This is a genomic window from Kribbella sp. CA-245084 (genome assembly GCF_050942355.1).
In the GTDB taxonomy this organism is placed as follows: Bacteria; Actinomycetota; Actinomycetes; order Propionibacteriales; family Kribbellaceae; genus Kribbella.
Genome location: NZ_CP192053.1, coordinates 8,460,774 through 8,483,511, shown reverse-complemented (window position 1 = coordinate 8,483,511; position 22,738 = coordinate 8,460,774). Strand labels below are relative to the sequence as shown.

The window sequence follows — 22,738 nt, the reverse complement described above, 5'->3', positions numbered from 1 at the left end:
ATGGACTTCTCTCTCTGGCCTGCGGCCTCCCGGACCTGGAACGACGTACTCGAAGGAGCGGAGTACGCCGAACGCACCGGGTGGCACGGCGTGTGGATAGCTGATCACTTCATGCAGAACAGCGACGACCTGACCGTGCCGGTCAACGAGTGTCTCGCGCTGATCGCCGGCATCGTCGCCCGGACGTCCCGGGTGCGGGTCGGCTCGATGGTGCTCGGCAATACGTACCGGCATCCGGCGGTGGTTGCGAACGCGGCCGCCACGATCGACCAGATGGCGAACGGGCGGTTCGTGCTCGGGATCGGCGCGGGATGGCAGGTCAACGAGCACGAGGTGTACGGGATCGAGCTGCCGGCGATCGGTCCGCGGCTGAAGCGGTTCGAGGAAGCTTGTCAGGTGATCAAAGGCCTGCTGACGCAGGAGCGGACGACGTTCGACGGCAAGTGCTACCAGCTCACGGATGCGCCGTGTGAGCCGAAGCCTGCGCATCTTCCCATTCTGATCGGTGCTTCGGGTGAAAAGGTTGCCCTGGGCATCGTTGCGAAGTACGCCGATGAGTGGAACCACTGGGGGCGGCCGGAGTTGGCGGCGCAGAAGGGTGCGGTGTTTGCCCAGCACTGTGAGCGAGTGGGGCGGGATCCTCAGAACGTAAGGCGGTCGGCTCAGACGTTCCTCGAAGTAATTCAACCGGGCGATGCCGAGGCGGTTGAGCGCAAACAGCGGCTGGAAGGCAACGGCGCGCACGTGATCATGGGGTCCGCGCAGGAGGTGCTCGACGTAGTCGCTGAGTACCCCGCGGCCGGGATCGACGAGCTGCTCGTGCCGGATGCGTTCCTCGGCGACGGCAACCGGCGCTTCGATGCGTTGGAGCGCCTCCGCGAGGAAGTACTACAGAAGCTCTAGCGTCGCGACCACGGGCCAGTGGTCGCTGGGCACCCGTCCGTCCGGGCGGTAGTGCGAGACGGCCGCGTCGGTCACCGTCCACGTCGACGTGACGAGGATGTGGTCGATGCGGTCGTCGTCCATCGCGCCGGTGAAGTTGTGCCAGCTGCCGCCGGCTTCCAGCGGTACGGCGAGGGACAGGCCGGACTCGACGAGCGACTTCACCGGGGGAGAGTCGGGCGTCGCGTTGAGGTCGCCCATCACGATCCACGGGAGCGATCCGCTGATCCAGCGGGCGATCAGCCGCGACGACTGCAGTTGCGCGACCTCGCCGGCGTGGTCGTAGTGCGTGTTCACGACGCCGACCGTCGTACCGTTGCGGTGCCGCAGCCAAACCAGGGTCGCGATCCGCGTCAGATCAGCGTCCCAGCCGACGGATCCCGGCGTACCAGGGTCGTCGGACAGCCAGCGGGTCTCGTGCTTCTCGATCCGCCAGTCGCCGGGCCGGACCAGGACGACTGAGTGCTCACCCGCACTCATCCCGTCGTCCCGGCCGGCGCCGACGATCTCGTACTTCGGGAACCGCCAGGCCAGGTACTCGAGCTGGTCGGGCAGCACTTCCTGCAACCCGACCACGTCCGCGTCCAGATGCTCGATCGCCGCCACGGTCGCTTTCCGCCGTACCAGCCAGGCGTTGTCGCCGTCGGGTGCGGAGGAGTTGCGGATGTTGAACGTGGCCACGCGAATACCTGGGCGGAGCTTCATGGGGTCGATCCTGCCAAACCCATGGCTCGGGTCGCCGCCTGGAGTCGGGGAGTGCTCTCTTCGAGCGCCCGATCCCGGCCCTGCGCCAGCAGGTGGTCGATCGCCCCGGGGTCGGTCGTGAGGCGCGCATACTCCTTCTGCAGCGGGTCGAGCACCGCCAGAACAGCGTCGGCGACATCCTGCTTGAGAGCGCCGTACGACGCGTAGGACTTGGCCAGCTCGACCGGATCGCCGTCGGTGCACGCGGCCAGGATGTCCAGCAGGTTGGTGACGCCCGGCTTGTTCTGCTCGTCGTGCCGGACCTCGTTCTCGGAGTCGGTCACCGCGCGCATGATCTGCCGGCGGATCACGTCCGGCGGGTCCAGCAGCCGGATCGTGCCGATCGCGTCGTCGGCGGCCGACTTGCTCATCTTCGCGGTCGGGTTGGCCAGGTCCTTGACCCGCGTCGCCAGCGCCGCCTTGTTCAGCTGCGGTACGACGAACGTCTCGCCGTACTCGCGGTTGAAGCGGATCGCGATGTCCCGGGCGAGCTCGACATGCTGGTCCTGGTCGCCGCCGACCGGGACCCGCTCCGCGCCGTACAGCAGGATGTCCGCGGCCATCAGGCACGGGTACGTGAACAGCGACGCCCGCGTCATCGGCCGGTTGCCCTTCTCCTTGTACTGGATCATCCGCGACAGCTCCCCGACGTACGACGTGCACTCGAGCAGGTACGCGAGCTGGGCGTGCGTGGGCACGTCGGACTGGATGAAGACGGTGCCTTCGGGTACGCCGGCGGCGAGCATCAGCGTCGCGAACTCGCGGGTCAGCGCGGCGAGTCTTCGCGGATCGTGTTTGGTCGTCATCGCGTGCAGGTTCGCGACGAAGTAGAAACCGTCCGGGTCGGTGAACCGGCGCAGCGCGCCGAGGTGGTTGCCGAGCGTCAGTCGGCCGGACGGGGTGATGCCGGAAAGCGAGGTCATGATCGTGCCCTTTCGGTGTATGGGCCTCACCGAGTCAGGCATAGAAAAAGGCCGCCTCGGTGAGGCGGCCTTGGTGGCTGCGTGCGAACACGCCGGGTGGACCGCCCTAGGCGGCCCACCACAGCTGCAAGTTTGTGTTCACGGAACGAGCGTACCTCATCGAGCCGTCAGCGACTGGACGATCAACTCGTTGCGGGCGTCCTGACCCAACGGCACCGACGGGTGTACGCCGTCGCGCAGGTAGTTCAGTAGCCGGTACGGCTTGACCCACAGCCACTCGGCCCAGCGGATGATCCGCAGGTTCGAGTACTTCTCCTGCGCGTCGTACATCTGCATGTTGAGCCACGAGCTGTTGCGCTGGTCCGCGAGCTGCATGGTCGCGCCGACGCTCTTGCGGACGGCCTGGATGTTGACCCAGTACACGGTCCGGGTGCGGCCGGCGATGCTCATCGCGCGATCGAGCTGGGCGGCGAACTTCGGCGGATCGAAGATGTCGTTCGATCCGCTCGCCATCAGGATCCGGCGCGGGAGCCCGTACGCCGTCGCCCACTGCTGCAGCGCGTCGACGGCGCCGGACGTGGGTCGGCTGGACCAGTTGTTCACGGCCATCTGGCTGCCGTCGCGACCGAGCAGCCGGGTCGCGAGCGACTTGCCGTCCTGGACCGAGATGCTGTCGCCGAACATGTACACGCCGTCGGTGTCGAGGACGCGATGGATCTGCGCGGTGGTCGAGATGGCCCGGGTGCCGTTCGCCCAGGAGCCGAGCACGCCCGAGCCGTACGGACCGGTAGTCGTAGAAGTGGTTGCAAAGGTGGACGCCGTGGTGGCGGATGCGGTTTCGGTCGAGACGGCCACAGTCACGGCGGCTGCCGCTCCGACCGTGAAGATCTGCCGCCGATTGGGTTTCAGTTGCCTCACGGAAAGTACTGTGCGGGTTCGACGGTCACCCCCGCAAGTCTGAATCTCACTGTCCGCAGTCAGTTCTGCAGGAAGTTGCAAAATTCTGTAACGCTTTGCAGCGCGTCAGCGATAAATCGACTGTTGGACCGCCGACGGGACGGCGCGACCAGGGAGGGGTGTCGCGCCGCCCCGTCGCTCTTCGTCACGCACCCGTGGCCAGCTCCTCGATGATCGGGCCGACGACCGCGATCAATTCCTCCGGCGACGCGTCCAATCCGTCCAGCCGGACCAGGTGGCGACTGACCACCAGCCCGAGCGTCAACGCTCCGATCACCCCGGACCGCAGTACGGCGTCCTCCCCGGGCAGCCGTGCCGCGACCTGCCGCTGCTGCGAAGTCATCGCCGCGCGGACCTCCTCGGCGGCCTCGGGATGACTGAACATCGCCCGTAGAGCGGCGAGGGCAGCCGTGGGCTCGTCCGCCAGCTTGTCGCTGAGTGCGGCGGTGAGCAGCTGGGCGATCTGCTCTGGCGAACCTTCGATCGGCCCGTCCGCGGGGATCGCGGCTGCCTGCGCGAACAGCTTCTCCTTGGATCCGAAGTACCGCATCACCAGGCCAGGATCGCTGCCGGCTTCGGTGGCGATCGCGCGGATCGTCGTCCGATCGAAGCCGTGCTCGCCGAACAGCCGGCGCGCGGCCGTCAGGATCCGTGCCTCAGTCCGCTGCCGCTGTTCCACCCTCGTCGCCATAGGCTTCCCGGCGAGGCGCTTACTGGATGAGCGCCAGGTTCGGGAAACCACTTCCTGGCGCGTGAAGGTTAAGGTCGGGTGCATGAGCGGTGAGGCGTTGCTGGTCTTCGATGACGGATTGACGGCGTACGACTTCGGCCGTGGGCACCCGATGAGTCCGATCCGCGTCGAGCTGACGATCAAGCTCGCGCGGGCGCTCGGCGTACTCGATCAGTTGAAGGTCGTGCCCGCGCCGACGGCGGACGATGCGCTGCTCGAGACCGTGCACACCCCGGAGTACGTCGCTGCTGTGAAGAGCGCGGGGGAGCACCCCGACGAGGCTGATCCCGTCCATGGCCTCGGCACCTCCGACACGTACTGCTTCCCGCGGATGCACGAGGTCTCGGCGCAGATCGTCGGCGCTTCGGTCGAGGCGGCGCGCGCGGTCTGGGAGGGCGACGTACTGCACGCCGCGAATATCGCCGGCGGTCTGCATCACGCAATGCCCAACCAGGCCAGCGGTTTCTGCGTGTACAACGATCCGGCGATCGCGATCCAGTGGCTGCTCGACCACGGCGCCGAGCGGGTCGCGTACGTCGACGTGGATGTGCACCACGGGGACGGCGTACAGACCGTGTTCTACAACGATCCGCGGGTGCTGACCGTCAGCCTGCACGAGTCGCCGACGACGCTTTTCCCGGGGACTGGGAGCGCTGGCGAGACGGGTGGGCCGGGCGCCGAGGGTACGGCGGTCAACGTCGCGCTGCCGCCGGGTACTGGCGATGCGGGTTGGTTGCGGGCGTTCCATGCGGTCGTCCCGGATGTGGTGAAGGCGTTCCGGCCGGAGGTGCTCGTCACACAGCACGGGTGTGACTCGCATGTCGAGGATCCGTTGGCGCACCTGACGAAGACGATCGACGGGCAGCGGGCGGCGTACGCGGCTTTGCACGACCTCGCGCATGAGGTGGCGGACGGGAAGTGGGTCGCCACCGGCGGCGGTGGGTACGCGATCATCGACGTCGTACCGCGGGCCTGGACACACCTGCTGGCGATCGTCGCGGGCGACCCGATCGCCCCGCTGACGCCGGTGCCGGAGGGGTGGCGCGAGGAGGTCCAGATCCGGTTCGGCCGGGTCGCCCCGATGCGGATGACCGACGGCCAGGACGCGAAGTACGTCGACTGGTCGACCGGCTACAACCCCAACACATGGCTGGACCGCGCAATCAAGGCGACACGCGATGCGTCGTTCCCTTTGTTAGGTCTTGATTCAACCTATTGAGTCACAGGAGTCCCCCTCTTTCCCATTCGTACCAACAGCCACTACGCTCTTTGTATGCACGGACGGAGGTGCCGGAGGGGAAGCCGGCGCACGATCCGTGCTGGAAGTGCGGTGCGCAATGGCATCAAAGAAGTCCGGTGGTGAGCAGCCGCTCGCCGAGGTGAAGTTCCTGACCGTGGCGGAGGTCGCCACGGCCATGCGCGTGTCCAAGATGACTGTGTACCGCTTGGTGCACTCCGGAGAGCTCCCCGCGGTGCGGGTAGGTCGTTCGTTCCGGGTCTCGGAGGACGCCGTGCACGACTACCTCAAAGGCGCCTTCTTCCAGGCCGGATAACAACGAGAGTCGAAGGGGCCGGATCCCACCGAGGACCGGCCCCTTCGTCATGCCTGCGGTCTGAAGAGCGGTCGGAGCGCCTTCGCTGCCTGGTCGACGGTCCCGTCCGGTAGGTCCGCCCAGAGCTCGTGATGCGCGGCCGAGCTCGCCTTCACCGCTCGCTCCGCAAGGCTGACCCCCTCCGGTGTCAGGCGGATTTGTGTGCCGCGGCCGTCATCAGGGTCCGGCTCGCGGACGACGAGTCCACGGCGTACGAGCTGATTCGTCACGTTGCTGGTGCCGCCCGACGAAAGGAGGAGGTTCCGGCTGAGGTCGGAGGGCTTCTGGCGGTATGGCGTGCCGCCTCGGCGGAGGGAGACGATCACGTCGAACTCCGCGGTGGTGAGGCCGAGGTCGCGGAGTACCCGTCGGGTCGCTTCGTTCAGCTCGCCGGCGAGCAGCATGATCCGCTTCGCCAGCTCGCTGCTCGGATACAGCACCTCCGGCAACTCCTGCCACCAGGAAGCAATCAGCCGGTCGACCGGATCGTCTTTCATGGTTGACATCCTAGAATGCTTTGGTGGTAGCTTTTAAGAAAGCTTTCTAGTGAGGGGGATGCTGGTGAGGTTGTTGCTCAGGGGTGGGACGGTGGTCGACACCTTCCCGGAGGTGGTCGTGCGACGGGAGACCGACGTACTGATCGAGGACGGGCGGATCGCGGCGGTCGGGCCCGGTCTGGACGTGGATGCCGAGGTGATCGACGCGAGTGGGCGGATCGTGCTGCCCGGGTTTGTGGACACGCATCGGCATCTGTGGCAGACGGCGTTGCGCGGGATCACGGTCGACGACGACCTCGGGACGTACTTCGAGCGGGTGCTGGGGGCGTACGGGGCCAGGTTCCGCGCGGAAGATGTTGCGGCAGGAAACCTTGTCGGCGCGTTGGAGTGCTTGAACGCCGGAATCACCACGGTCCAGGACTATTCACATGTGCAGCGGACGCCCGAGCATGCCGACGCCGCGCTGGATGCGTTGGAGCGCAGCGGGATCCGGGCGGTCTTCGGCTACGGTCCTTCTCCGCTCGGTGGTGGCGCCGTCGACCCGGCGGAGATGCGGCGCATCATGGCGCGGCAGTCCGACCGCCTTGGCCTTGCTGTCGCGGCGATCGGGCCCTCGTTCGCACCGTTCGAGACTGTCCAAGCGGACTGGGAACTCGCGGACTCGCTGGGCGTGCCGGTTGTGGTGCACATCAGCAGCAGTTCGCAGACGCCTGATCCGATCACGCAACTACGCGACGCCGGCCTGGCTCGGCCGAACACGCTCTACGTGCACGGCAACAACCTGCCGGACTCCGAACTGAAGGTGATCGCCGAGACTGGCGCGACAGTTTCCGTCACCCCGACGGTGGAAGCCCGGATGGAGATGGGTCAACCGCTCGCTGGTCGACTCCGCGCGGCCGGGGTCGACTTCAGCCTCGGGATCGATGTTGTGACCACCTCCGGCGGTGACATGTTCCGCGCGATGCACGAGGTGCTTGCCCTTGGCTACAAGGCGTTCTCCGCCGCGGACGTGCTGCAGCTGGCCACCCACGGCGGTGCTCGAGCGCTCGGCTTGCCGGACGTCGGTTCGCTTGCTATTGGCAACAAGGCCGACGTCGTGCTGTTGCGCAGTACGGACATCAACCTCGCCGGCGGCCTGCACGACCCGGTCGCGACGGTGGTGACCGCAGCGCATCCCGGCAACGTGGACACAGTCCTCGTCGGCGGTACGCCGGTGAAGCGCGACGGCCTGCTGGTCAGTACATCGGTGGATCACGCGCTCGGTGCGCTGGCCGAATCGACGGCATACCTCACCGCTTGAGGAGTGCGCGGATCGCCGTACTGATCTCGTCCGGCGCCTCCTCCGCCATGAAGTGGCCGGCGGTCGTGGTCTGGTGGTGCAGGTCGGTCGCCCAGGCCTTCCAGCGTGCGGCCGCGTCGAAGCCGAGCGCGGTGCCCCAGTCCTGCTGGATCACCGTCACCGGCATCCGCAGCTTGTTGCCCTGAGCAAGATCTTCCGAATCGTGCGTGACGTCGATCGTCGCCGAGGCCCGATAGTCCGCGACGATCGACGGCACCGCCCGCCGCGACGCGTCCAGATACACGGACCGCACCTCGGGCGGGATCGCCGCGGGATCCTTTGTCCACAGATCCAGGAAGTACCCGAAGAACTCGTCGGACGCCGCCGCGATCATCTTCTCCGGCAACCCGACCGGCTGAGCCATCAGATACAGATGAAACCCCACCGCCGCACTCGTCCCGTGCATCACGTCCCACATGTCGAGTGTCGGCAACACGTCCAAACACATCAGGTGCGAGACCGCCCCCGGATGATCCAGCCCCGCCCGAAACGCCACCAGCGCACCCCGGTCATGCCCCACCAACCCGAACCGGTCGTGTCCAAGCTCCCGAGCCACCGCGACGACATCCGCCGCCATCACCCGCTTCGAGTAATCCCCGTCCGGCTTCTCACTCTCGCCGTACCCACGTAGATCCGGACAAATCACGGTGTGGTCGGCAGACAACCCAACCGCCACGTGCCGCCACATCAGATGCGTCTGCGGGAAGCCGTGGAGCAGGACGACCGGCGTACCGGAACCGGCGACGGCAACGTTCAAGGTCACGCCGTTCGCGTGGACCTGTTGATAGTCGAATACGTTCACGCTGGTCAGCCTGGTGGATGCCGATGAGCGTTCGATGAGCACGCTACGGTGGCTGGGTGGAGTTCGGGGTGCTTGGGTCGGTCGGGGCGTGGGACCCGGACCCGGTTGATTTGAAGGGGCCTCGGCATCGGGCGGTGTTGGGGCGGTTGATTGTGGCGCGGGGGCGGGTTGTGCCGGCGGGGGTGCTGGTGGATGACTTGTGGGTGGATCCGCCGGCGGGGGCGTTGAGTGCGGTGCGGACGTTTGTGGCTGCGCTTCGGCGGGCGATCGAGCCGGATCGGGAACCGCGGACACCGGCGAGGTTGCTGGTGACGGAAGGTCCTGGCTATGCGTTGCGGACCGAGGCAGTGGATGCGTGGCGGTTCGAGGCGGCGGTGCAGGCATCGTTGCCGCCGGGGGAGTTGTTGCCGGAACTGCTTGCAGGGTTGGCGTTGTGGCGTGGTCCGGCGTACGCCGAATTTGCGGATGAAGGGTGGGCACTGGCCGAGCGTTCACGCTTGAACGAGCTGCGGTTGCGGGCGGTGGAGCGGGTCGGGGAGGCGCGCCTGGCGTTGGGGCTCGCCGCGGAGGCGGTGCCGGACCTGGATGCGCATGTGACCGAGCACCCGTGGCGCGAGGACGCCTGGCGGTTGCTGGCGTTGGCCTTGTACCGCAGCGAGCGGCAGGGCGACGCTCTCGCCGTACTGCGTCGCGCTCGGGAGACTCTGATCGGTCAGCTCGGCGTCGATCCCGGTCCGGCGCTCAGTCGGCTGGAGACCGACATCCTCAACCAGGCCGCGCATCTCACGCCGGCCGGGAGCGTGTGGGCGGAGACGGCCGCGGCGTACGACCGCGTGGTCGGCGGGACGCGCGCCCGGATCGAGTCGACGGTCGGCCTACTGCGCAATCTCGCGGTCACAGGGGGCGATGGCTTGGAGGCCGCTCGTGGGCATCGCCTCGCTGCGATCACCGCCGCTGAGGAGCTGGGCGACCCCGATCTGACGGCGCGAGTGATTGGCGCGTACGACGTACCGGCGATCTGGACGCGATCCGACGACGAGGGGCAAGCTGCCGCGATCGTCACCAAGGCCGAACGGGTTCTGCCGACGCAGGACCATCCGAGCATCCGCGCTCGGCTGCTCGCGACCATCGCACTCGAATCGCGGGGTTCGCGGTCAACGCGTGCTCGCGAGGCAGCGCTCGAGGCCGAGCAGCTCGCGCGCGGTCTGGACGATCCGGCGCTGCTGGCGTTCACGCTGAACGGTGTCTTCATGCAGACCTGCTACCGAGCCGGTCTCGCTCCCGAACGCGACGCGATCGGCGCCGAGCTCATCACCCTCTCGCAACGCCACAACCTCTTTACTTACGAGGTTCTGGGTCACCTGATCAGGCTCCAGTCCGCCTGCGCGCGAGCCGACCACACATCCGCCGACGAACACGCCGCGGCCGCCGACGCCTTGGCCGCTCGTCACGAACTTCCGCTCGTCGGCGTCTTCACCCGCTGGTACGCCGCCCTCCGCGACGACACTCCCGAGTCCTACCGCGAAGCCGCTGCCCTGTTGGATGGCGCCGGCATGCCAGGGCTGAGCGACGGCCTGCTCCCGCTCGCGTTGGCCGCGCACGCCATCCGTCACGGCGAACCGATCCCCGAGGCTGCCTACGGCCCACATGCGCCGTGGGTAAAGGCATCGGGCGATCCGCGGGCGTCCCGTCGGGCGACGCCCGAGCCGCCGCCCGGCCTGCTGCTCGAGGCCTACTGGGCCCTAGCCGTCCACGCGGCTCGGCAGTCGGGTGACGCGCAGTTGCTGGAGAAAGCGCAGGCCGCCCTGGCACCGGCAGCAGACGAGCACGCAGCCGGCAGCGGTCTGCTCACGCTCGGCCCGGTAGCGAACTTCCTGCGTTAGAGATCGTCCGGTGAACCGCTCTCGGACTTCCGGTCAGCCTGCTGCCGCAGCTCGTGGTGCGACTGATGCGCTGTCGTCCGATACGCCTCGTCGTACGCCGCGAGCGCGCCGGCCACCCCGGACCCGTACCCGCGCCGCTTAGCCCACGAGGCGAACCAGGTCAGCCCCGCGAGCACCGCCACGAGTCCACCGATGAAGACGACGTACGCCATGCCACCACCGTACTGCGCCATTCCCAGCGGGCTCCCAGGTTCCTTCCAGGACCGTCGCAGCCCGCGCCACCAGGATGGAACCACCAACCAGAAGGAGGCTCCCGATGCCGATCCGAATCGTCAAAACAGTTGCCGTAGGCACCATCGCCACTCTGGGCCTGGCCGCCGTCGCGTTCACTCCAGCCGCCTACGCGAGCACCACCAAGACCACCGCCACCCCACACCTGGCCGTCCTCACCAAGCCGGTCGCCGAGGTCGTCGTCCGCAAAGCCGCCTAGCCGGTACGCCGCGCGCGGAACGCCAGTGCGTGCGGGATGTCAGGCCCGGTGGGCTCCTCGAAGCGCTCGACCGTCAGACCGGAGCTGATGATCGCGTTCAGATACTCCGCCAGCGGGACGTGGCTCATGCCGATCCGCCGGCGGATCCCGTCATCGGCCCACCACGGCGCCGGCTCGTGCCAGCCGGCGGTCCGATAGGTCGGGTGGATCAACCGGCTGCCGTCGTCCTCGTTGTAGACGACGTGCGGCCCGTTGAAGCAGGGATGCACGCCATAGACCACCAGCACCCCGTCCGGTCGCAGCACTCGCGCGGCCTCGCCGAGCACCTTGCTGAAGTCGTCCACGTCGGTTGAGATCCACATCACCATCGCCGTGTCGAAAGACGCGTCCGCGAACGGGAGGACGGCGCCGTCGGCGAGCATCAGAGGTCCGTCCGTGCGGGTCCGGGCAAGCCTGAGCTGATCGACGGACAAGTCCAGGCCGACCACCGTGCGACCGCTCTCCTGAATGGTCGCGAAGTTGCGGCCGGTGCCGCAGCCGATGTCCAGGCACGGCCCGGATCCGGGCCCGAGCAACTCGAGCACACCGGGCTGATTCGGCTCCGCATTCACCACGAACCGGTCGTCGTACCAGTCCGCCAGACCGTCGTAGCGGGCCGTCGTACCTGCCGTCATACGTGCCTCCCCAGGTCGTTCCAAGTTTAGTGGAGGAGGCTGCTTTAGGTCGGGGGAGTGACCTACAGGTAAGCTTTGCCGACGTTCTCTTTGAGTTTGGATGGTCCGACGTGGGTTCCGTAATCAAGAAGCGCCGCAAGCGTATGGCGAAGAAGAAGCACCGCAAGCTGCTGAAGAAGACGCGGGTGCAGCGCCGCAAGCTCGGCAAGTAGCCGGCAGGTACTGTTCCGCCGCGCCCGGTCCGGCTGGGGGTAGCTCGTGGCACAGGTAGTGATGGTGACCGGCGTCTCGCGAGACGCCGGTGCTCGCTGTGCCCGCAGGCTGGCTGATGACCCGGCGATCGGCACCGTGCTCGGTGTCGATGTGGTTCCGCCACGGGCCGAGCTCGGGCGGGTCCGGTTCGTCCGGGCCGATATCCGCAACCCCGTGATCGCCAAGGTGATCGCGGCCGAAGGCGTGGATACGGTCGTCCATACGGGCGTCGTGGCGACCCCCGGCAGTGCCGGTGGTCGTTCGTCGATGAAGGAGATCAACGTCATCGGCACCATGCAGCTGCTCGCCGCCTGCCAGAAGGCGTCCGGCGTGGCCAAGCTGGTGGTCAAGTCCTCGACCACGGTGTACGGCGCTGGTCCGCGCGATCCGGCCATGTTCACCGAGGAGATGGCGCCGCGGGCGATCCATCACCACGGGCTGAGCAAGGACGCGGTCGAGGTCGAGGGGTACGTGCGCGGCTTCGCCCGGCGCCGCCCCGACGTCTGCGTCACCACGCTCCGGATGGCGAACTGGATCGGCCCCAAAACCGATTCCCCGATGACGCGGTACTTCGCCCTCCCCGTCGTGCCGACCGTCTTCGGGTACGACGCGCGCCTGCAGTTCCTGCACGAGGACGACGGCGTCGAGGCGATCCAGCGCGCGACCGTCAACGACCTTCCCGGCACCTTCAACCTCGCCGGCGACGGCATGCTCTCGCTGTCCCAGGCGATCCGCCGGCTCGGCCGGCCGACCCTGCGGCTGCCCTCGTCCACCGCCTCCAGCACGGCCGCCGCCGTCCGCCGGGCCCGGCTCGCGGACTTCTCGCCGGACCAGATCACCTTCCTGACGTACGGGCGCGGTGTGGACACGACCCGGATGCGGACCGAGTTCGGGTTCGAGCCGAAGTACACGACCGCGGAGGCGTTCGACGACTTCCGCTCTTCGCTCGGGGTCGGCGCGACGACGCGGTTCACAGGCCTGCTCGGCGCGGGGCTGGGAGCGTTGCGTGGCTGACGCGGACGTGATCCCGATCGGTTCCGGCGGCCGGCCCGGGCGCGGGAGCGGACGCCGTACGACGCCGTCCGCCGCCGCCCGCGCACTCGCAGGACCAGGCAACCGCTCGAAGAAGAACAGCCGGGCCAAAGCAAGTAGTGATGACCTCGGCGGGGCAGACTCGACTCCGGTCGAGTCGGTCGGTGCCGCGCCGGACGTCGACGGGCCTGACCTGTCCGGGTTGGATCTCGGCGGGCTGGACTTCGGGCGGCTGGAGCGGGCCGTGCGGGAGCTGTTCGGTGAGGACGGCGAGCGCCGGGTCGCCGAGTGGCTGGCGTTCCTGCGCCGGCGGCTGAGCGGTGACTACGAGCTCGACGAGTTCGGGTACGACTCCGACCTGACCGACCAGGTGCTGCTGCCGATGCTGCGCCCGATGGTGGAGAAGTGGTTCCGCGTCGAGGTGCGCGGTATCGAGAACATCCCCACCGACGGCAGCGCGCTGATCGTCGCGAACCACTCCGGCACGATGCCGATCGACGGACTGGTGACCCAGGTCGTCGTCGCGGACCACACCGGCCGGCCGCTCCGCACGTTGGCGGCGGACCTGGTGTTCCAGACGCCGTTCGTCGGCGAGCTGTCCCGCAAGGGCGGCGCGACCCTGGCGAACAACGACGACGCCGAACGGCTGCTCCGCCAGGGCAACCTGGTCGGCGTCTGGCCGGAAGGATTCAAGGGCCTCGGCAAGCCGTTCGCCGAGCGGTACAAGCTGCAGCGCTTCGGGCGCGGCGGGTTCGTCAGTGCCGCGATGCGGACCGGCGTACCGATCGTCCCGTGCTCGATCGTCGGCGCCGAGGAGATCTATCCGCTGGTCGGCAACATCGCCTCGCTGGCCCGGCTGCTCGGCGTCCCGTACATCCCGATCACGCCGTTCTTCCCGCTGCTCGGACCGCTCGGGCTGATCCCGCTGCCGTCGAAGTGGCTGATCGAGTTCGGCGAGCCGATCCGCACCGACGAGTTCCCCGACGGCGCCGCCGACGACCCGATGCTGGTCTTCAACGTCACCGACCAGGTCCGCGAGACCATCCAGCAGACCCTCTACACCCTGCTGATGCAACGCCGCAGCGTCTTCTTCTGACCAGGGCAAACAAGAAGCCCGGCACACGATCGGTGTGCCGGGCTTCTGTGCGTCGTGCTCTACTTCCAGGGCGGAAGCAGGGTGTTGATGATCCCTGGGAGATCGATCAGCGGTGTGGTCGGGAACGGCCACGGCCAGGACGGCGTGGTCGGGGTCAGCGAAGGCAGCACGGTGGGCGTCGCAATCGGCGAGTTTGACGACGACGGCTTCGGTGGTGTCTTCAGGACCGTCGCAGGCGGGTCCGTGGACTCCTCGACGATCGTGGTGTTCGGAATGTTGGTCGGTGACGTGCTCGGCTGGAGCGTGGTCGACGTACCGGGTGTCGGGACGGTCGAGGACGCCTTGGTGCTCGTCCCCGGCTTGGCCGGGTCACTCGGCTCGCCGTTACCGGGCGTCGTCCGGTTCGGCTTGCTGGTGGTGGTGCCGCCGGTGGTGGCCGACTTCGGCGCTGCGCACTTCGGGCAGGCCGCCGAGGTGTGCTGCGCCAGCTGCTCGATCGTCGCCAGCGCCTCCACTCCGGACTTCAGCGACTCCGGCGGGAGTTTGGGCGCGAGCCCCACAAGAGCCTGGCGGGCGCTGGTGATGAAGGCCGTGATCGCGCTGATCGAACTCTCGTCGCCGTTCTGCTGGTACGACGCAACCAGTCGGGACACGCCCTTGCGGGACTGCACCGAGAAGTCGTCCAGGGTCGCATTGATCGTGTCCACCGATCCGCCGTTGGCGGCGAGCTGGCGGACTTCGGACAGTCGGGTCATCGCGTGCTCGAGGTCGCGCCGGCCGCGTGAGTCGTCTCCGACGCTCACATTGGTCGACACGTTCTCGATGCTGCGCTTCATTCCGTACAACGTGTCGCCGGGCATGGCCTGCTGGGCGGCGGCGGCAGAACCGATGCCACCTCCGAGCAGGACGAGCGCGGCGGTACTGGCCACGAGCCGGATCCTCCGGCCCTGTCGGCGGCGGATATCTGTCACGGACGCGCCAACGTCCTCGCGACCCGGCGGGTCGTCCGAGCTGTCCGGTGCGCTGCGCACCATCATCGGAGTCGCAGTGGTTGCCGCGCGCGCCGCCGCCTGCTCCAGCAGACGGTGCCGCAACTCGGCGCTGAACTCCGGTCGCGGTGCAACTGCGCCGGCGGTCCTCAGCCGTCCGACCAGCTCCACAGCTTCCAGCAACTCGGGGTCTTCGCTCAGTCGCGCGGAGTGACGGGGCCCGTGATCGACGGCGTGCGCGAATGACTCCGCGCGCGCTCGAGCCCTGTGTAGGTCACTCATGATGTTCGTTCTCCTCAATGGCCAGTCGGGGTCACCGACAGGTCCTCATGAAGAGGAACGAGGAAACTCGCTGACGGGTTACGAAAGACATTCGTTGTCATCCGCCTCACCTCAAGTCCTTGGGGATAACCTTCGCCAAGTGCCTCACGGCCCTCAGTTGCAGTTGCTTGACGGCGCCCTCTGACTTCTCGAGCGCCTTGGCCGTTTCCGCGATCGACAGGCCGGCGAAGAACCGCATCGTCAGGCAGTCGCGCTGCTCGTCCGGCAGACCCGCGACCGCGTCCCGCAGTACTTCGGCGGTCGCGGCGGCGAGCACATCGATCTCCGGACCCTCGGTCTGCCGGTCGTGGGTCTCGATCTCGTCGGTGACCACTTCCAGCCGGACCCGGCCGGACTTGTAGTGGTCGGTGATCAGGTTGCGGGCGATCGTCACCAGCCAGGCGCCGAAGTCCCGGCCCTGCCAGCGGAACGAGTCCAGCGCGCGCAGCGCCCGGACGAAGGTCTCGCTGGTCAGGTCCTCTGCGAGTGCCGACGAGGACACCCGCGCATAGATGTAGCGATAGACGGTGAGCGAGTACTCGTCGTACAGCTCACCGAAGGCACCGACGTCCCCGGCCTGGGCGCGATCGACGAGCTCTGCACGTCTCATCCCGTCCGGGCTTGGCTCCGGCGTGGTCAAGTTTTCTCCCCGTTCAACTGACACGTCTTCTGACACATCCGCGAATGGCCACAGTGGCTGAGGCAGCACCGAGCGTCGTCGCTCGGACACATACTGTCAACAGCCTGAGGCGTGCCGCCTTCCGTCCGGTCTGGGTCGTCACGAATGCGCCAGCGGACTGCGTCCGTCAGTCGGAGCAGCCTGCTGTGGGGAGGGTGGAGCATCGCGCATGAGGTTCCCCGCGCGGCCGGGTTTCTGCAGTGTGAGGTTCGACAGAAGCGCGCCCGCGAAGTCACCTGTATATCGGTGGTCACGCTCTGCTGCAACCGTTCTGGGCAAGCCGGTTGAAAGTCCGTGGCCCCCGTGGCCGTGACAGACTCACCTGGTGAACGTGAATTTCGCGGACATTCTTCGTGACACAGCGCAACGGCACGGCGAGCGTCCCGCGCTGGTCGACGGGGACCGCCGACTGACCTGGAGCGAGGTCGACGCCGCCGTCGACCGGACCGCGCAGGGGCTGGCCGCGGCCGGTTTGGTGCCCAGGGCCCGGGTCTTGCTCCTGGTTGCCAACAGCATCGACTTCGTGACGTCCTACCTGGGCATTCTCCGGGCCGGACTGGTTGCCGTGCCGCTGAATACCGGGCTCACCAAGCCCGAGATCGCGACCGTCACGGCGCACTCCGGAGCGCGGTTGGCGGTCGCCGGACCGGGCCTCGCGGACCGGATCGAGGGTGTCCGGACGGTGGCGCCGGGCCAGCTCGAAGGTGACGCTCCGTTACCGTTGCCGATCGATCCCGAGGCGCTCGCGGTCCTGCTGTACACGTCCGGAACCAGTGGAGATCCGCGTGCCGCGATGCTCACCCATCGGGCACTTTCCGCGAATGTGCAGAACCTCACCGAGCTCGGAACCGACCGGATGGGGCCCGAGGACGTGGTTCTCGGGGTGCTACCGATGTTCCACGCGTTCGGCTTGAACGCCGTACTGGGCTGGGCCGTCGCCACCGGCGCGGCGCTGATCGTCGAGCAGCGGTTCGACCCCGAGGAGACCCTCGGCCTGGTCGGCAAGCACGGCGTGACGCGCCTGCCGCTCGCCCCGCCGGCGCTGCACACCCTCCTGGGTCGAGCCGATCTGCGCGAGGCACTGCAGTCGGTCAAGGTCGTGCTGACCGGCGCGTCCACGCTCGACCGCACGCTCGCGGACCGCTTCGAGCAGGTCAGCGGCCACTTCGTGCACCAGGGGTACGGCCTGACCGAGGCCTCCCCGGGCGTCACCACGACCCTGGGCGAGTCCGAGCCGAAGCCCGGTTCCGTCGGCCGTCCGCTGCCGAACGTCGAGCTCCGGATCGCCGACGAGCAGGGCGAGGACGTCGAGGGCGACGATCCCGGCGAGATCCTGATCCGCGGCGGCAACCTGTTCTCCGGCTACTGGCCGGACGGCGTGGACGGTCCGGATGCGAAGGGCTGGTACCGCACCGGTGACGTCGGGTTCCTGGACTCGGACGGCGACCTGTTCCTGGTCGACCGGCTGCGCGAGCTGATCATCGTGTCCGGCTTCAATGTGTTCCCGAGCGAGGTCGAGGAAGTGCTGGTCGCCGCTCCCGGCGTACGGGAGGCGGCCGTCATCGGGATGCCGTCCGAAGAGACGGGTGAGGCGGTCAAGGCGTTCGTCGTACCGCAGACTGACACCACGGTGGATGTCGCGGCGGTCCGCGAGTACGCCGAGGGCCGGCTCGCGCGGTTCAAATCCCCGGTCGAGATCGAGGTCGTGGACCAGCTGCCGCACTCGGTCACGGGCAAGGTCGCCAAGGGGCGGTTGCGGGACCGATGAGCAGGGTTGTGATGTACGGGAAGCCGGGATGTCACCTGTGCGACGACGCCCGGGAGGTCATCCGGGGGGTGTGTGCCGAGGCGGGCGTGGAGTGGACCGAGGTCGACATCACCCAGGATGACCAGCTGTTCACGCAGTACGGCGAACAGATCCCGGTCACGTTCGTCGACGGGAAGCAGCACGACTTCTGGCGGGTGGACCCCGCGAGGCTCAGGAAGGCCTTGACAAGCTAGGGCGTGTCTTGCAGGTCACCCTCGCCGATTTTGTTCTCACGTTCACAAGCTCCTAGAGTAAGAGCTGCCGCCGGCCGTCAGACCGCGGTGAACCAACCGCTCCCAGGAGAATTGTGACGCGTGCCAGCAGCCGTCGCCCCGGCCCGCCGACGAGAACCGAACGCGGCATCCCCGAGGCGACTGTCGCGCGCTTGCCGGTCTACCTGCGGGCCCTGACCGCGCTCTCGGACAACGGCATCGCGACCGCGTCGAGCGAGGATCTGGCCACCGCGGCCGGGGTCAACTCTGCCAAGCTCCGCAAGGACCTGTCCTACCTGGGCTCCTACGGCACCCGCGGCGTCGGGTACGACGTCGAGTACCTGCGCTACCAGATCGCCCGCGAGATCGGCGTCACCCAGGACTGGGCCGTGGTCATCGTCGGGATCGGAAACCTGGGCCACGCGCTGGCGAACTACTCCGGCTTCGGCACCCGGGGCTTCCGGATCGTCGCCCTCCTCGACGCCGACCCGAAGCTGGTCGGCGAGCGGATCGGCGACATGGAGGTCCGCGACTTCGCCGAGCTCGAGGACATCGTCGAGCGCGACCGGGTCTCGATCGGCGTGATCACCACGCCCGCCGGTCCGGCCCAGGAGGTCTGCGACCGGCTGGTCGCCGCCGGCGTGACCAGCATCCTGAACTTCGCGCCCGTGGTGCTGTCCGTGCCCGACGGCGTCGACATCCGCAAGGTGGACCTCTCGATCGAGTTGCAGATCCTGGCGTACCACGAACAACGAAAGTCCGGAGAGGCGGCGCTCCCCCAGGTGCCCGAGCTACCAGCGATGAACGGTCTGAGCGATCTTCCGAGTGTTGGGGGAGGTGTCGGCGCATGAGTTACCTGGTCGTCGGCATCAGTCACCGTTCCGCTGATATCAACGTCCTCGAGCGGGTGGCGCTCGACGCGGATGCGGCGACCAAGCTGGCCCTGGCCGTCAAGCACACTCCGGCCGTTGCGGAGTCCGCAGTCATTGCCACCTGCAACCGAACCGAGGTCTACGCGACCGTCGACCGGTTCCACGCGGGGATGGACGAGGTCACCGCGATCCTGTCCGACGTCACCGGTGTGCCGCTGCTGGATCTGGCCGAACACCTCTACGTGCACTTCGAGGAGGGTTCGGTCGCGCACCTGTTCCAGGTCGCGGTCGGGCTCGACTCGATGGTCGTCGGTGAGAGCCAGATCCTCGGCCAGGTGAAGGAGACGCTGCGCGTCGGCCAGGACCTGGAGACCATCGGCACCGAGCTGAATGCCCTGTTCCAGCACGCGTTGCGGGTCGGCAAGCGGGCCCGGACCGAGACCGGCATCGACTCCGCCGGCCGCTCGGTCGTGTCGGCCGGCCTGGAAGCAGTCGGTGGCTTCGAAGGCCGCCGCGCACTGATCGTCGGCGCCGGTTCGATGGCCTCGCTGGCGGCACAGACCTTGATCAACGGTGGCGCCAAGAGCGTGACCATTGCCAACCGCAACTATGACCGCGCGGTCGCGCTGACCGATCGCATCGGCGGTACGCCGATCCCGCTGGCCGACGTACCGGATGCGCTGCGCGAGGCCGATCTGATCGTGTCGTGCACCGGCGCGCGTGGCGTCGTACTGACCGAAGAGATGATCCGGAACGCGTCGGACGGACGGCCGCTCGGCGTACTCGATGTCGCCCTGCCGCGCGACGTCGCGCCCGAGGCGGCGCGGATCCCCGGCGTCACGCTGGTCACACTTGCCGACCTCGCCGGTACGGCGGGCGGCAGCGAGGCCGACATCGACGAGGTACGGCGGATCGTCGGTGAGGAGACCGGTGCGTTCGAGGCGACCCGGCGGGCCGCGTCGGTCGCGCCGACAGTGGTCGCACTGCGGACGATGGCGACCGAGCTGGTCGACTCCGAGCTGGCCCGGCTGGATCGCCGGCTGCCCGGCCTCGACGAGCAGCAGCGGCACGAGGTCGGACGGACCATCCGCCGCGTCGTCGACAAGCTGCTGCACAACCCGACGGTGCGGGTGAAGGAGCTCGGGGGAGACCCGGGCGGACCGACGTACGCCGATGCGCTGCGCGAGCTGTTCGCGCTCGACCAGGCAACGGTGGACGCGGTGACAGCGGTCAAGTCTCCCGAGGACACCAGCAAGACACCCGCGGACTCGCGGCACGGTGGAGGTGAGCAGGCATGATCCGGCTCGGTACCCGTCGCTCCGCGCTCGCGACCGCGCAGTCGACCCTCGTCGCGGACGAGTTGCGCGCGCTCGGCCACGAGGTCGAGCTCGTGCTGATCACGACCACCGGCGACGTGAACCGCGCCCCGGTCGAGCAGATCGGCGGCACCGGCATCTTCGTCAGCGCACTGCGCGACGCCTTGCTGGCCGACGAGATCGACATCGCGGTGCACTCGCTCAAGGACCTGCCGACCGCGCCGGTCGACGGTCTGGTGATCGGTGCCATCCCGCTCCGCGAGGACCCGCGCGACGTACTCATTGCCCGTGACGGCCTGACGCTCGGCGAGCTGCCGCGCGGCGCTGTCATCGGCACCGGGGCTGCCCGTCGTGTCGCGCAGATCGACGCGCTCGGCCTGGGCGTCGAGTGCACCGGCGTCCGCGGCAACGTGGACACCCGGATCTCGCTGGTCACCGACGGCAAGGTCGACGCGGTGATCGTCGCGCGCGCCGGGGTGTCCCGGCTGGGGCGGTTGTCCGAGGTCACCGAGACGCTGGACCCGATCCAGATGCTGCCCGCGCCTGGGCAGGGTGCGCTGGCGATCGAGTGCCGGTCGGACAACACCGAGGTGCTGGCCGCCCTGGCGCACCTCGAGGACCCGGCCACCCGCGCGGCGGTGACAGCAGAGCGGCAGTTGCTGGCCACGCTCGAGGCGGGGTGTACGGCTCCGGTCGGCGCGCTGGCCGAGGTGGTTGAGGGCGAGGACGGCCCGGAGCTCTGGCTGCGCGGCGCGCTCGGCCAGGAGGACGGCGTACGACGCCTCTCCGCGAACGGGTCGGTCGACGACCCGGAGTCGGTCGGCAAGGCACTGGCGCACGAACTGCTGGAGCAAACATGACACCGGCACAGGGCACTACGACCGCGGCCCACAAGACGGCCCACAAGACCAGCAGGAAAACGACGAGGGCGAAGGCAGACGTGAGCGCGAAGACAGCGGCCACCGCAGCACCTCAGAAGGCTGCGACCAGTACCGTCAAGCAGACCAGACCACTCGGCCACGTGACATTCGTCGGCGTCGGCCCCGGTGACCCCGCACTGCTGACGCTGGCCGGCCGTGACGTGCTCGCCAACGCCGACGCGGTCGTTGTCGAGGGCCCCGAACACGACGCGTTCCTGACCTACTGCAGGCCAGGCGTCGAGGTTGTCGACGGCTCCGGCGCCGAGGGCAGCCGGGCGCTGCGGATCGCGGCCCGGGCGCGGCTCGTCGTGAAGACGGCCAAGACCGCCGCGAACGTCGTACGCCTGCTGACCGGCGACCCGTTCACCTTCTCCAGCGGCGCCGAGGAGGCCGCCGCCTGCAAGAAGGCGGGGATCGGGTTCAACGTCGTCCCGGGTGTGAGCGAGGTGAGCGCGGTCCCGACGTACGCCGGGATCCCGCTGACGATGAAGGGCGACCGCGAGGTCACCGTCGTCGACCTGGCCGAGAACAAGCTCGACCTGACCCGCCTGCAGCCGAAGCAGACACTGGTCCTGCTGAATGCGTCGGAGACGTTGAAGGAGACCGCTGCCGCGCTCGTCGAGGCCGGCTTCGACGCTTCGACCCCGGTCGCGGCGACGGTCGGTGGTACGACGACCGCGCAGACGAGCGTCGTCGGCACGCTGGAGACGATCGTCACGGACCTGCGCGCAGCGAAAGTGACCGGCGAGCCCGTCATCGTCGTCGGCAGCGTGGTCGAGCAGCGCGAGGCGCTGTCCTGGTTCGAGACCAAGCCGCTGTTCGGCTGGCGGATCCTGGTCCCGCGGACCAAGGACCAGGCCGGCCCGCTGATGGACCGGCTCCGTCGGTACGGCGCGATGCCTGAAGAGGTGCCGACCATCTCGGTCGAGCCGCCGCGCAACCCGCAGCAGATGGACAAGGCGATCCGCGGTCTGGTCGAGGGACGCTACGAGTGGGTCGCGTTCACCTCGGTCAACGCGGTGAAGGCGGTCCGGGAGAAGTTCGACGAGTACGGGCTGGACGCGCGGGCGTTCTCCGGGCTGAAGATCGCGGCGGTCGGCGACAAGACCGCCGAGGCGATCGGTGCCTGGGGCATCCGTCCGGACCTGGTCCCGTCCGGTGAGCAGTCGGCCGCCGGGCTGGTCGAGGACTGGCCGCCGTTCGACGAGGTGCTCGACCCGATCAACCGGGTCTTCCTGCCGCGCGCGGACATCGCCACCGAGACACTCGTTGCCGGACTCACCGATCTCGGCTGGGAGGTCGACGACGTCACGGCGTACCGGACCGTGCGCGCCGCGCCGCCGCCGGCACCGACGCGTGAGGCGATCAAGTCGGGCAAGTTCGACGCGGTCGTGTTCACCTCGTCCTCGACCGTGCGGAACCTGGTCGGCATCGCCGGCAAGCCGCACGCGTCGACGGTGATCGCGGTGATCGGCCCGGCCACGCTGAAGACCGCCGAGGAGCACGGCCTGCGCGTCGACGCGATGGCCGAGTCGCCGTCGGTCGAGGAGCTGGCCGACGCCCTCGCCCGCTTCGGTGCGGACCGGCGTGACACCATGGTGGAGGCCGGTGAGCCGGTCACCCGTCCGTCCGAGCGTCGCTCGGGATCTCGTCGGAAGAGCTGAGTTCC

At 68.4% G+C, this 22,738-nt stretch carries 25 protein-coding genes; 15 read left to right on the top strand and 10 right to left on the bottom strand.

Annotated features, from left to right (window positions below):
- Positions 1 to 903, top strand: coding sequence for a TIGR03560 family F420-dependent LLM class oxidoreductase (locus ACQPYH_RS40710; protein WP_432882991.1), 903 nt, complete (start codon positions 1 to 3; stop codon positions 901 to 903).
- Here ACQPYH_RS40710 and ACQPYH_RS40705 read toward each other — a convergent pair.
- The 4 genes from ACQPYH_RS40705 to ACQPYH_RS40690 all read right to left on the bottom strand — a co-directional run bounded on the left by ACQPYH_RS40705 (position 889) and on the right by ACQPYH_RS40690 (position 4,257).
- Positions 889 to 1,647, bottom strand: coding sequence for an endonuclease/exonuclease/phosphatase family protein (locus ACQPYH_RS40705; RefSeq protein ID WP_432882989.1), 759 nt, complete (start codon positions 1,645 to 1,647; stop codon positions 889 to 891). The genes ACQPYH_RS40710 and ACQPYH_RS40705 overlap by 15 nt on opposite strands.
- Entirely contained in the window at positions 1,644 to 2,609 is a 966-nt protein-coding gene (trpS, locus tag ACQPYH_RS40700; RefSeq protein ID WP_432882986.1) for a tryptophan--tRNA ligase, read from the bottom strand. Before trpS ends, ACQPYH_RS40705 begins: the two co-directional genes overlap by 4 nt.
- A gap of 156 nt (positions 2,610 to 2,765) precedes the next feature.
- Entirely contained in the window at positions 2,766 to 3,527 is a 762-nt protein-coding gene (locus ACQPYH_RS40695; protein WP_432882983.1) for a hypothetical protein, read from the bottom strand.
- A gap of 184 nt (positions 3,528 to 3,711) precedes the next feature.
- A complete protein-coding gene (locus ACQPYH_RS40690) occupies positions 3,712 to 4,257 on the bottom strand; it encodes a TetR/AcrR family transcriptional regulator (protein ID WP_432882980.1) in 546 nt (181 codons plus the stop codon).
- Between the two features lie 82 nt (positions 4,258 to 4,339).
- On the opposite strand from ACQPYH_RS40690, the gene ACQPYH_RS40685 reads away from it, so the two are divergent.
- Positions 4,340 to 5,515 (top strand): acetoin utilization protein AcuC, encoded by a 1,176-nt coding sequence (locus ACQPYH_RS40685; protein ID WP_432882977.1) that lies wholly within the window; start codon positions 4,340 to 4,342, stop codon positions 5,513 to 5,515.
- A gap of 118 nt (positions 5,516 to 5,633) precedes the next feature.
- Positions 5,634 to 5,849: a helix-turn-helix domain-containing protein gene (locus ACQPYH_RS40680; RefSeq protein ID WP_012923942.1), complete on the top strand. Its 216-nt coding sequence runs from the start codon at positions 5,634 to 5,636 to the stop codon at positions 5,847 to 5,849.
- A 47-nt stretch (positions 5,850 to 5,896) separates the two neighbouring features.
- On the opposite strand, the gene ACQPYH_RS40675 is transcribed toward ACQPYH_RS40680, so the two are convergent.
- Positions 5,897 to 6,385, bottom strand: a complete 489-nt coding sequence (locus ACQPYH_RS40675) for a MarR family winged helix-turn-helix transcriptional regulator (protein WP_432882973.1) — start codon at positions 6,383 to 6,385, stop codon at positions 5,897 to 5,899.
- 64 nt (positions 6,386 to 6,449) lie between these two features.
- Between ACQPYH_RS40675 and ACQPYH_RS40670 the strand changes: the two genes are divergently transcribed.
- Positions 6,450 to 7,685, top strand: a complete 1,236-nt coding sequence (locus tag ACQPYH_RS40670; RefSeq protein ID WP_432882970.1) for an amidohydrolase family protein — start codon at positions 6,450 to 6,452, stop codon at positions 7,683 to 7,685.
- On the opposite strand, the gene ACQPYH_RS40665 is transcribed toward ACQPYH_RS40670, so the two are convergent.
- Positions 7,675 to 8,526 (bottom strand): alpha/beta fold hydrolase, encoded by an 852-nt coding sequence (locus tag ACQPYH_RS40665; protein WP_432882967.1) that lies wholly within the window; start codon positions 8,524 to 8,526, stop codon positions 7,675 to 7,677. The genes ACQPYH_RS40670 and ACQPYH_RS40665 overlap by 11 nt on opposite strands.
- Positions 8,527 to 8,582: 56 nt before the next feature.
- Here ACQPYH_RS40665 and ACQPYH_RS40660 point away from each other — a divergent pair, with 56 nt between their 5' ends.
- Complete coding sequence (locus tag ACQPYH_RS40660) at positions 8,583 to 10,409, top strand: AfsR/SARP family transcriptional regulator (RefSeq protein WP_432882964.1); 1,827 nt, start codon at positions 8,583 to 8,585, stop codon at positions 10,407 to 10,409.
- Here ACQPYH_RS40660 and ACQPYH_RS40655 read toward each other — a convergent pair.
- Positions 10,406 to 10,621 (bottom strand): hypothetical protein, encoded by a 216-nt coding sequence (locus ACQPYH_RS40655; RefSeq protein ID WP_432882961.1) that lies wholly within the window; start codon positions 10,619 to 10,621, stop codon positions 10,406 to 10,408. The two genes, ACQPYH_RS40660 and ACQPYH_RS40655, sit on opposite strands and share 4 nt — an antisense overlap.
- A gap of 104 nt (positions 10,622 to 10,725) precedes the next feature.
- Here ACQPYH_RS40655 and ACQPYH_RS40650 point away from each other — a divergent pair, with 104 nt between their 5' ends.
- The gene (locus ACQPYH_RS40650; protein ID WP_432882958.1) at positions 10,726 to 10,899 is read left to right on the top strand and encodes a hypothetical protein; all 174 of its coding nucleotides are present in this window, start codon (positions 10,726 to 10,728) and stop codon (positions 10,897 to 10,899) included.
- On the opposite strand, the gene ACQPYH_RS40645 is transcribed toward ACQPYH_RS40650, so the two are convergent.
- On the bottom strand, positions 10,896 to 11,573 hold the full coding sequence (locus tag ACQPYH_RS40645) for a class I SAM-dependent methyltransferase (protein WP_432882956.1): 678 nt from the start codon (positions 11,571 to 11,573) through the stop codon (positions 10,896 to 10,898). The two genes, ACQPYH_RS40650 and ACQPYH_RS40645, sit on opposite strands and share 4 nt — an antisense overlap.
- A 110-nt stretch (positions 11,574 to 11,683) precedes the next feature.
- Between ACQPYH_RS40645 and ACQPYH_RS40640 the strand changes: the two genes are divergently transcribed.
- The 3 genes from ACQPYH_RS40640 to ACQPYH_RS40630 are packed head-to-tail and all read left to right on the top strand — an operon-like array spanning position 11,684 to position 13,953.
- Positions 11,684 to 11,785, top strand: coding sequence for a 30S ribosomal protein bS22 (locus ACQPYH_RS40640; protein ID WP_008356322.1), 102 nt, complete (start codon positions 11,684 to 11,686; stop codon positions 11,783 to 11,785).
- A 46-nt stretch (positions 11,786 to 11,831) separates the two neighbouring features.
- On the top strand, positions 11,832 to 12,839 hold the full coding sequence (locus ACQPYH_RS40635; protein WP_432882952.1) for an NAD-dependent epimerase/dehydratase family protein: 1,008 nt from the start codon (positions 11,832 to 11,834) through the stop codon (positions 12,837 to 12,839).
- Positions 12,832 to 13,953: a lysophospholipid acyltransferase family protein gene (locus ACQPYH_RS40630; protein ID WP_432882950.1), complete on the top strand. Its 1,122-nt coding sequence runs from the start codon at positions 12,832 to 12,834 to the stop codon at positions 13,951 to 13,953. Before ACQPYH_RS40635 ends, ACQPYH_RS40630 begins: the two co-directional genes overlap by 8 nt.
- A gap of 59 nt (positions 13,954 to 14,012) precedes the next feature.
- On the opposite strand, the gene ACQPYH_RS40625 is transcribed toward ACQPYH_RS40630, so the two are convergent.
- Positions 14,013 to 15,224 carry a DUF5667 domain-containing protein gene (locus tag ACQPYH_RS40625; RefSeq protein WP_432882948.1) on the bottom strand — a complete coding sequence of 404 codons (1,212 nt, stop codon included), beginning with the start codon at positions 15,222 to 15,224 and terminating at the stop codon, positions 14,013 to 14,015.
- A gap of 106 nt (positions 15,225 to 15,330) precedes the next feature.
- Entirely contained in the window at positions 15,331 to 15,873 is a 543-nt protein-coding gene (locus ACQPYH_RS40620) for a sigma-70 family RNA polymerase sigma factor (RefSeq protein WP_130384882.1), read from the bottom strand.
- A gap of 394 nt (positions 15,874 to 16,267) precedes the next feature.
- On the opposite strand from ACQPYH_RS40620, the gene ACQPYH_RS40615 reads away from it, so the two are divergent.
- The 6 genes from ACQPYH_RS40615 (at position 16,268) to ACQPYH_RS40590 (ending at position 22,733) form a co-directional block, all read left to right on the top strand.
- Positions 16,268 to 17,710 (top strand): class I adenylate-forming enzyme family protein, encoded by a 1,443-nt coding sequence (locus tag ACQPYH_RS40615; protein WP_432882945.1) that lies wholly within the window; start codon positions 16,268 to 16,270, stop codon positions 17,708 to 17,710.
- Positions 17,707 to 17,943: a glutaredoxin family protein gene (locus ACQPYH_RS40610; protein ID WP_432882942.1), complete on the top strand. Its 237-nt coding sequence runs from the start codon at positions 17,707 to 17,709 to the stop codon at positions 17,941 to 17,943. Before ACQPYH_RS40615 ends, ACQPYH_RS40610 begins: the two co-directional genes overlap by 4 nt.
- A gap of 113 nt (positions 17,944 to 18,056) precedes the next feature.
- The gene (locus ACQPYH_RS40605; RefSeq protein WP_130441960.1) at positions 18,057 to 18,812 is read left to right on the top strand and encodes a redox-sensing transcriptional repressor Rex; all 756 of its coding nucleotides are present in this window, start codon (positions 18,057 to 18,059) and stop codon (positions 18,810 to 18,812) included.
- A complete protein-coding gene (locus ACQPYH_RS40600) occupies positions 18,809 to 20,131 on the top strand; it encodes a glutamyl-tRNA reductase (RefSeq protein ID WP_432882938.1) in 1,323 nt (440 codons plus the stop codon). Before ACQPYH_RS40605 ends, ACQPYH_RS40600 begins: the two co-directional genes overlap by 4 nt.
- Entirely contained in the window at positions 20,128 to 21,009 is an 882-nt protein-coding gene (hemC, locus tag ACQPYH_RS40595; protein ID WP_432882936.1) for a hydroxymethylbilane synthase, read from the top strand. Before ACQPYH_RS40600 ends, hemC begins: the two co-directional genes overlap by 4 nt.
- Complete coding sequence (locus ACQPYH_RS40590; RefSeq protein ID WP_432882933.1) at positions 21,006 to 22,733, top strand: uroporphyrinogen-III synthase; 1,728 nt, start codon at positions 21,006 to 21,008, stop codon at positions 22,731 to 22,733. Before hemC ends, ACQPYH_RS40590 begins: the two co-directional genes overlap by 4 nt.
- The last annotated feature ends 5 nt before the right edge of the window (positions 22,734 to 22,738 follow it).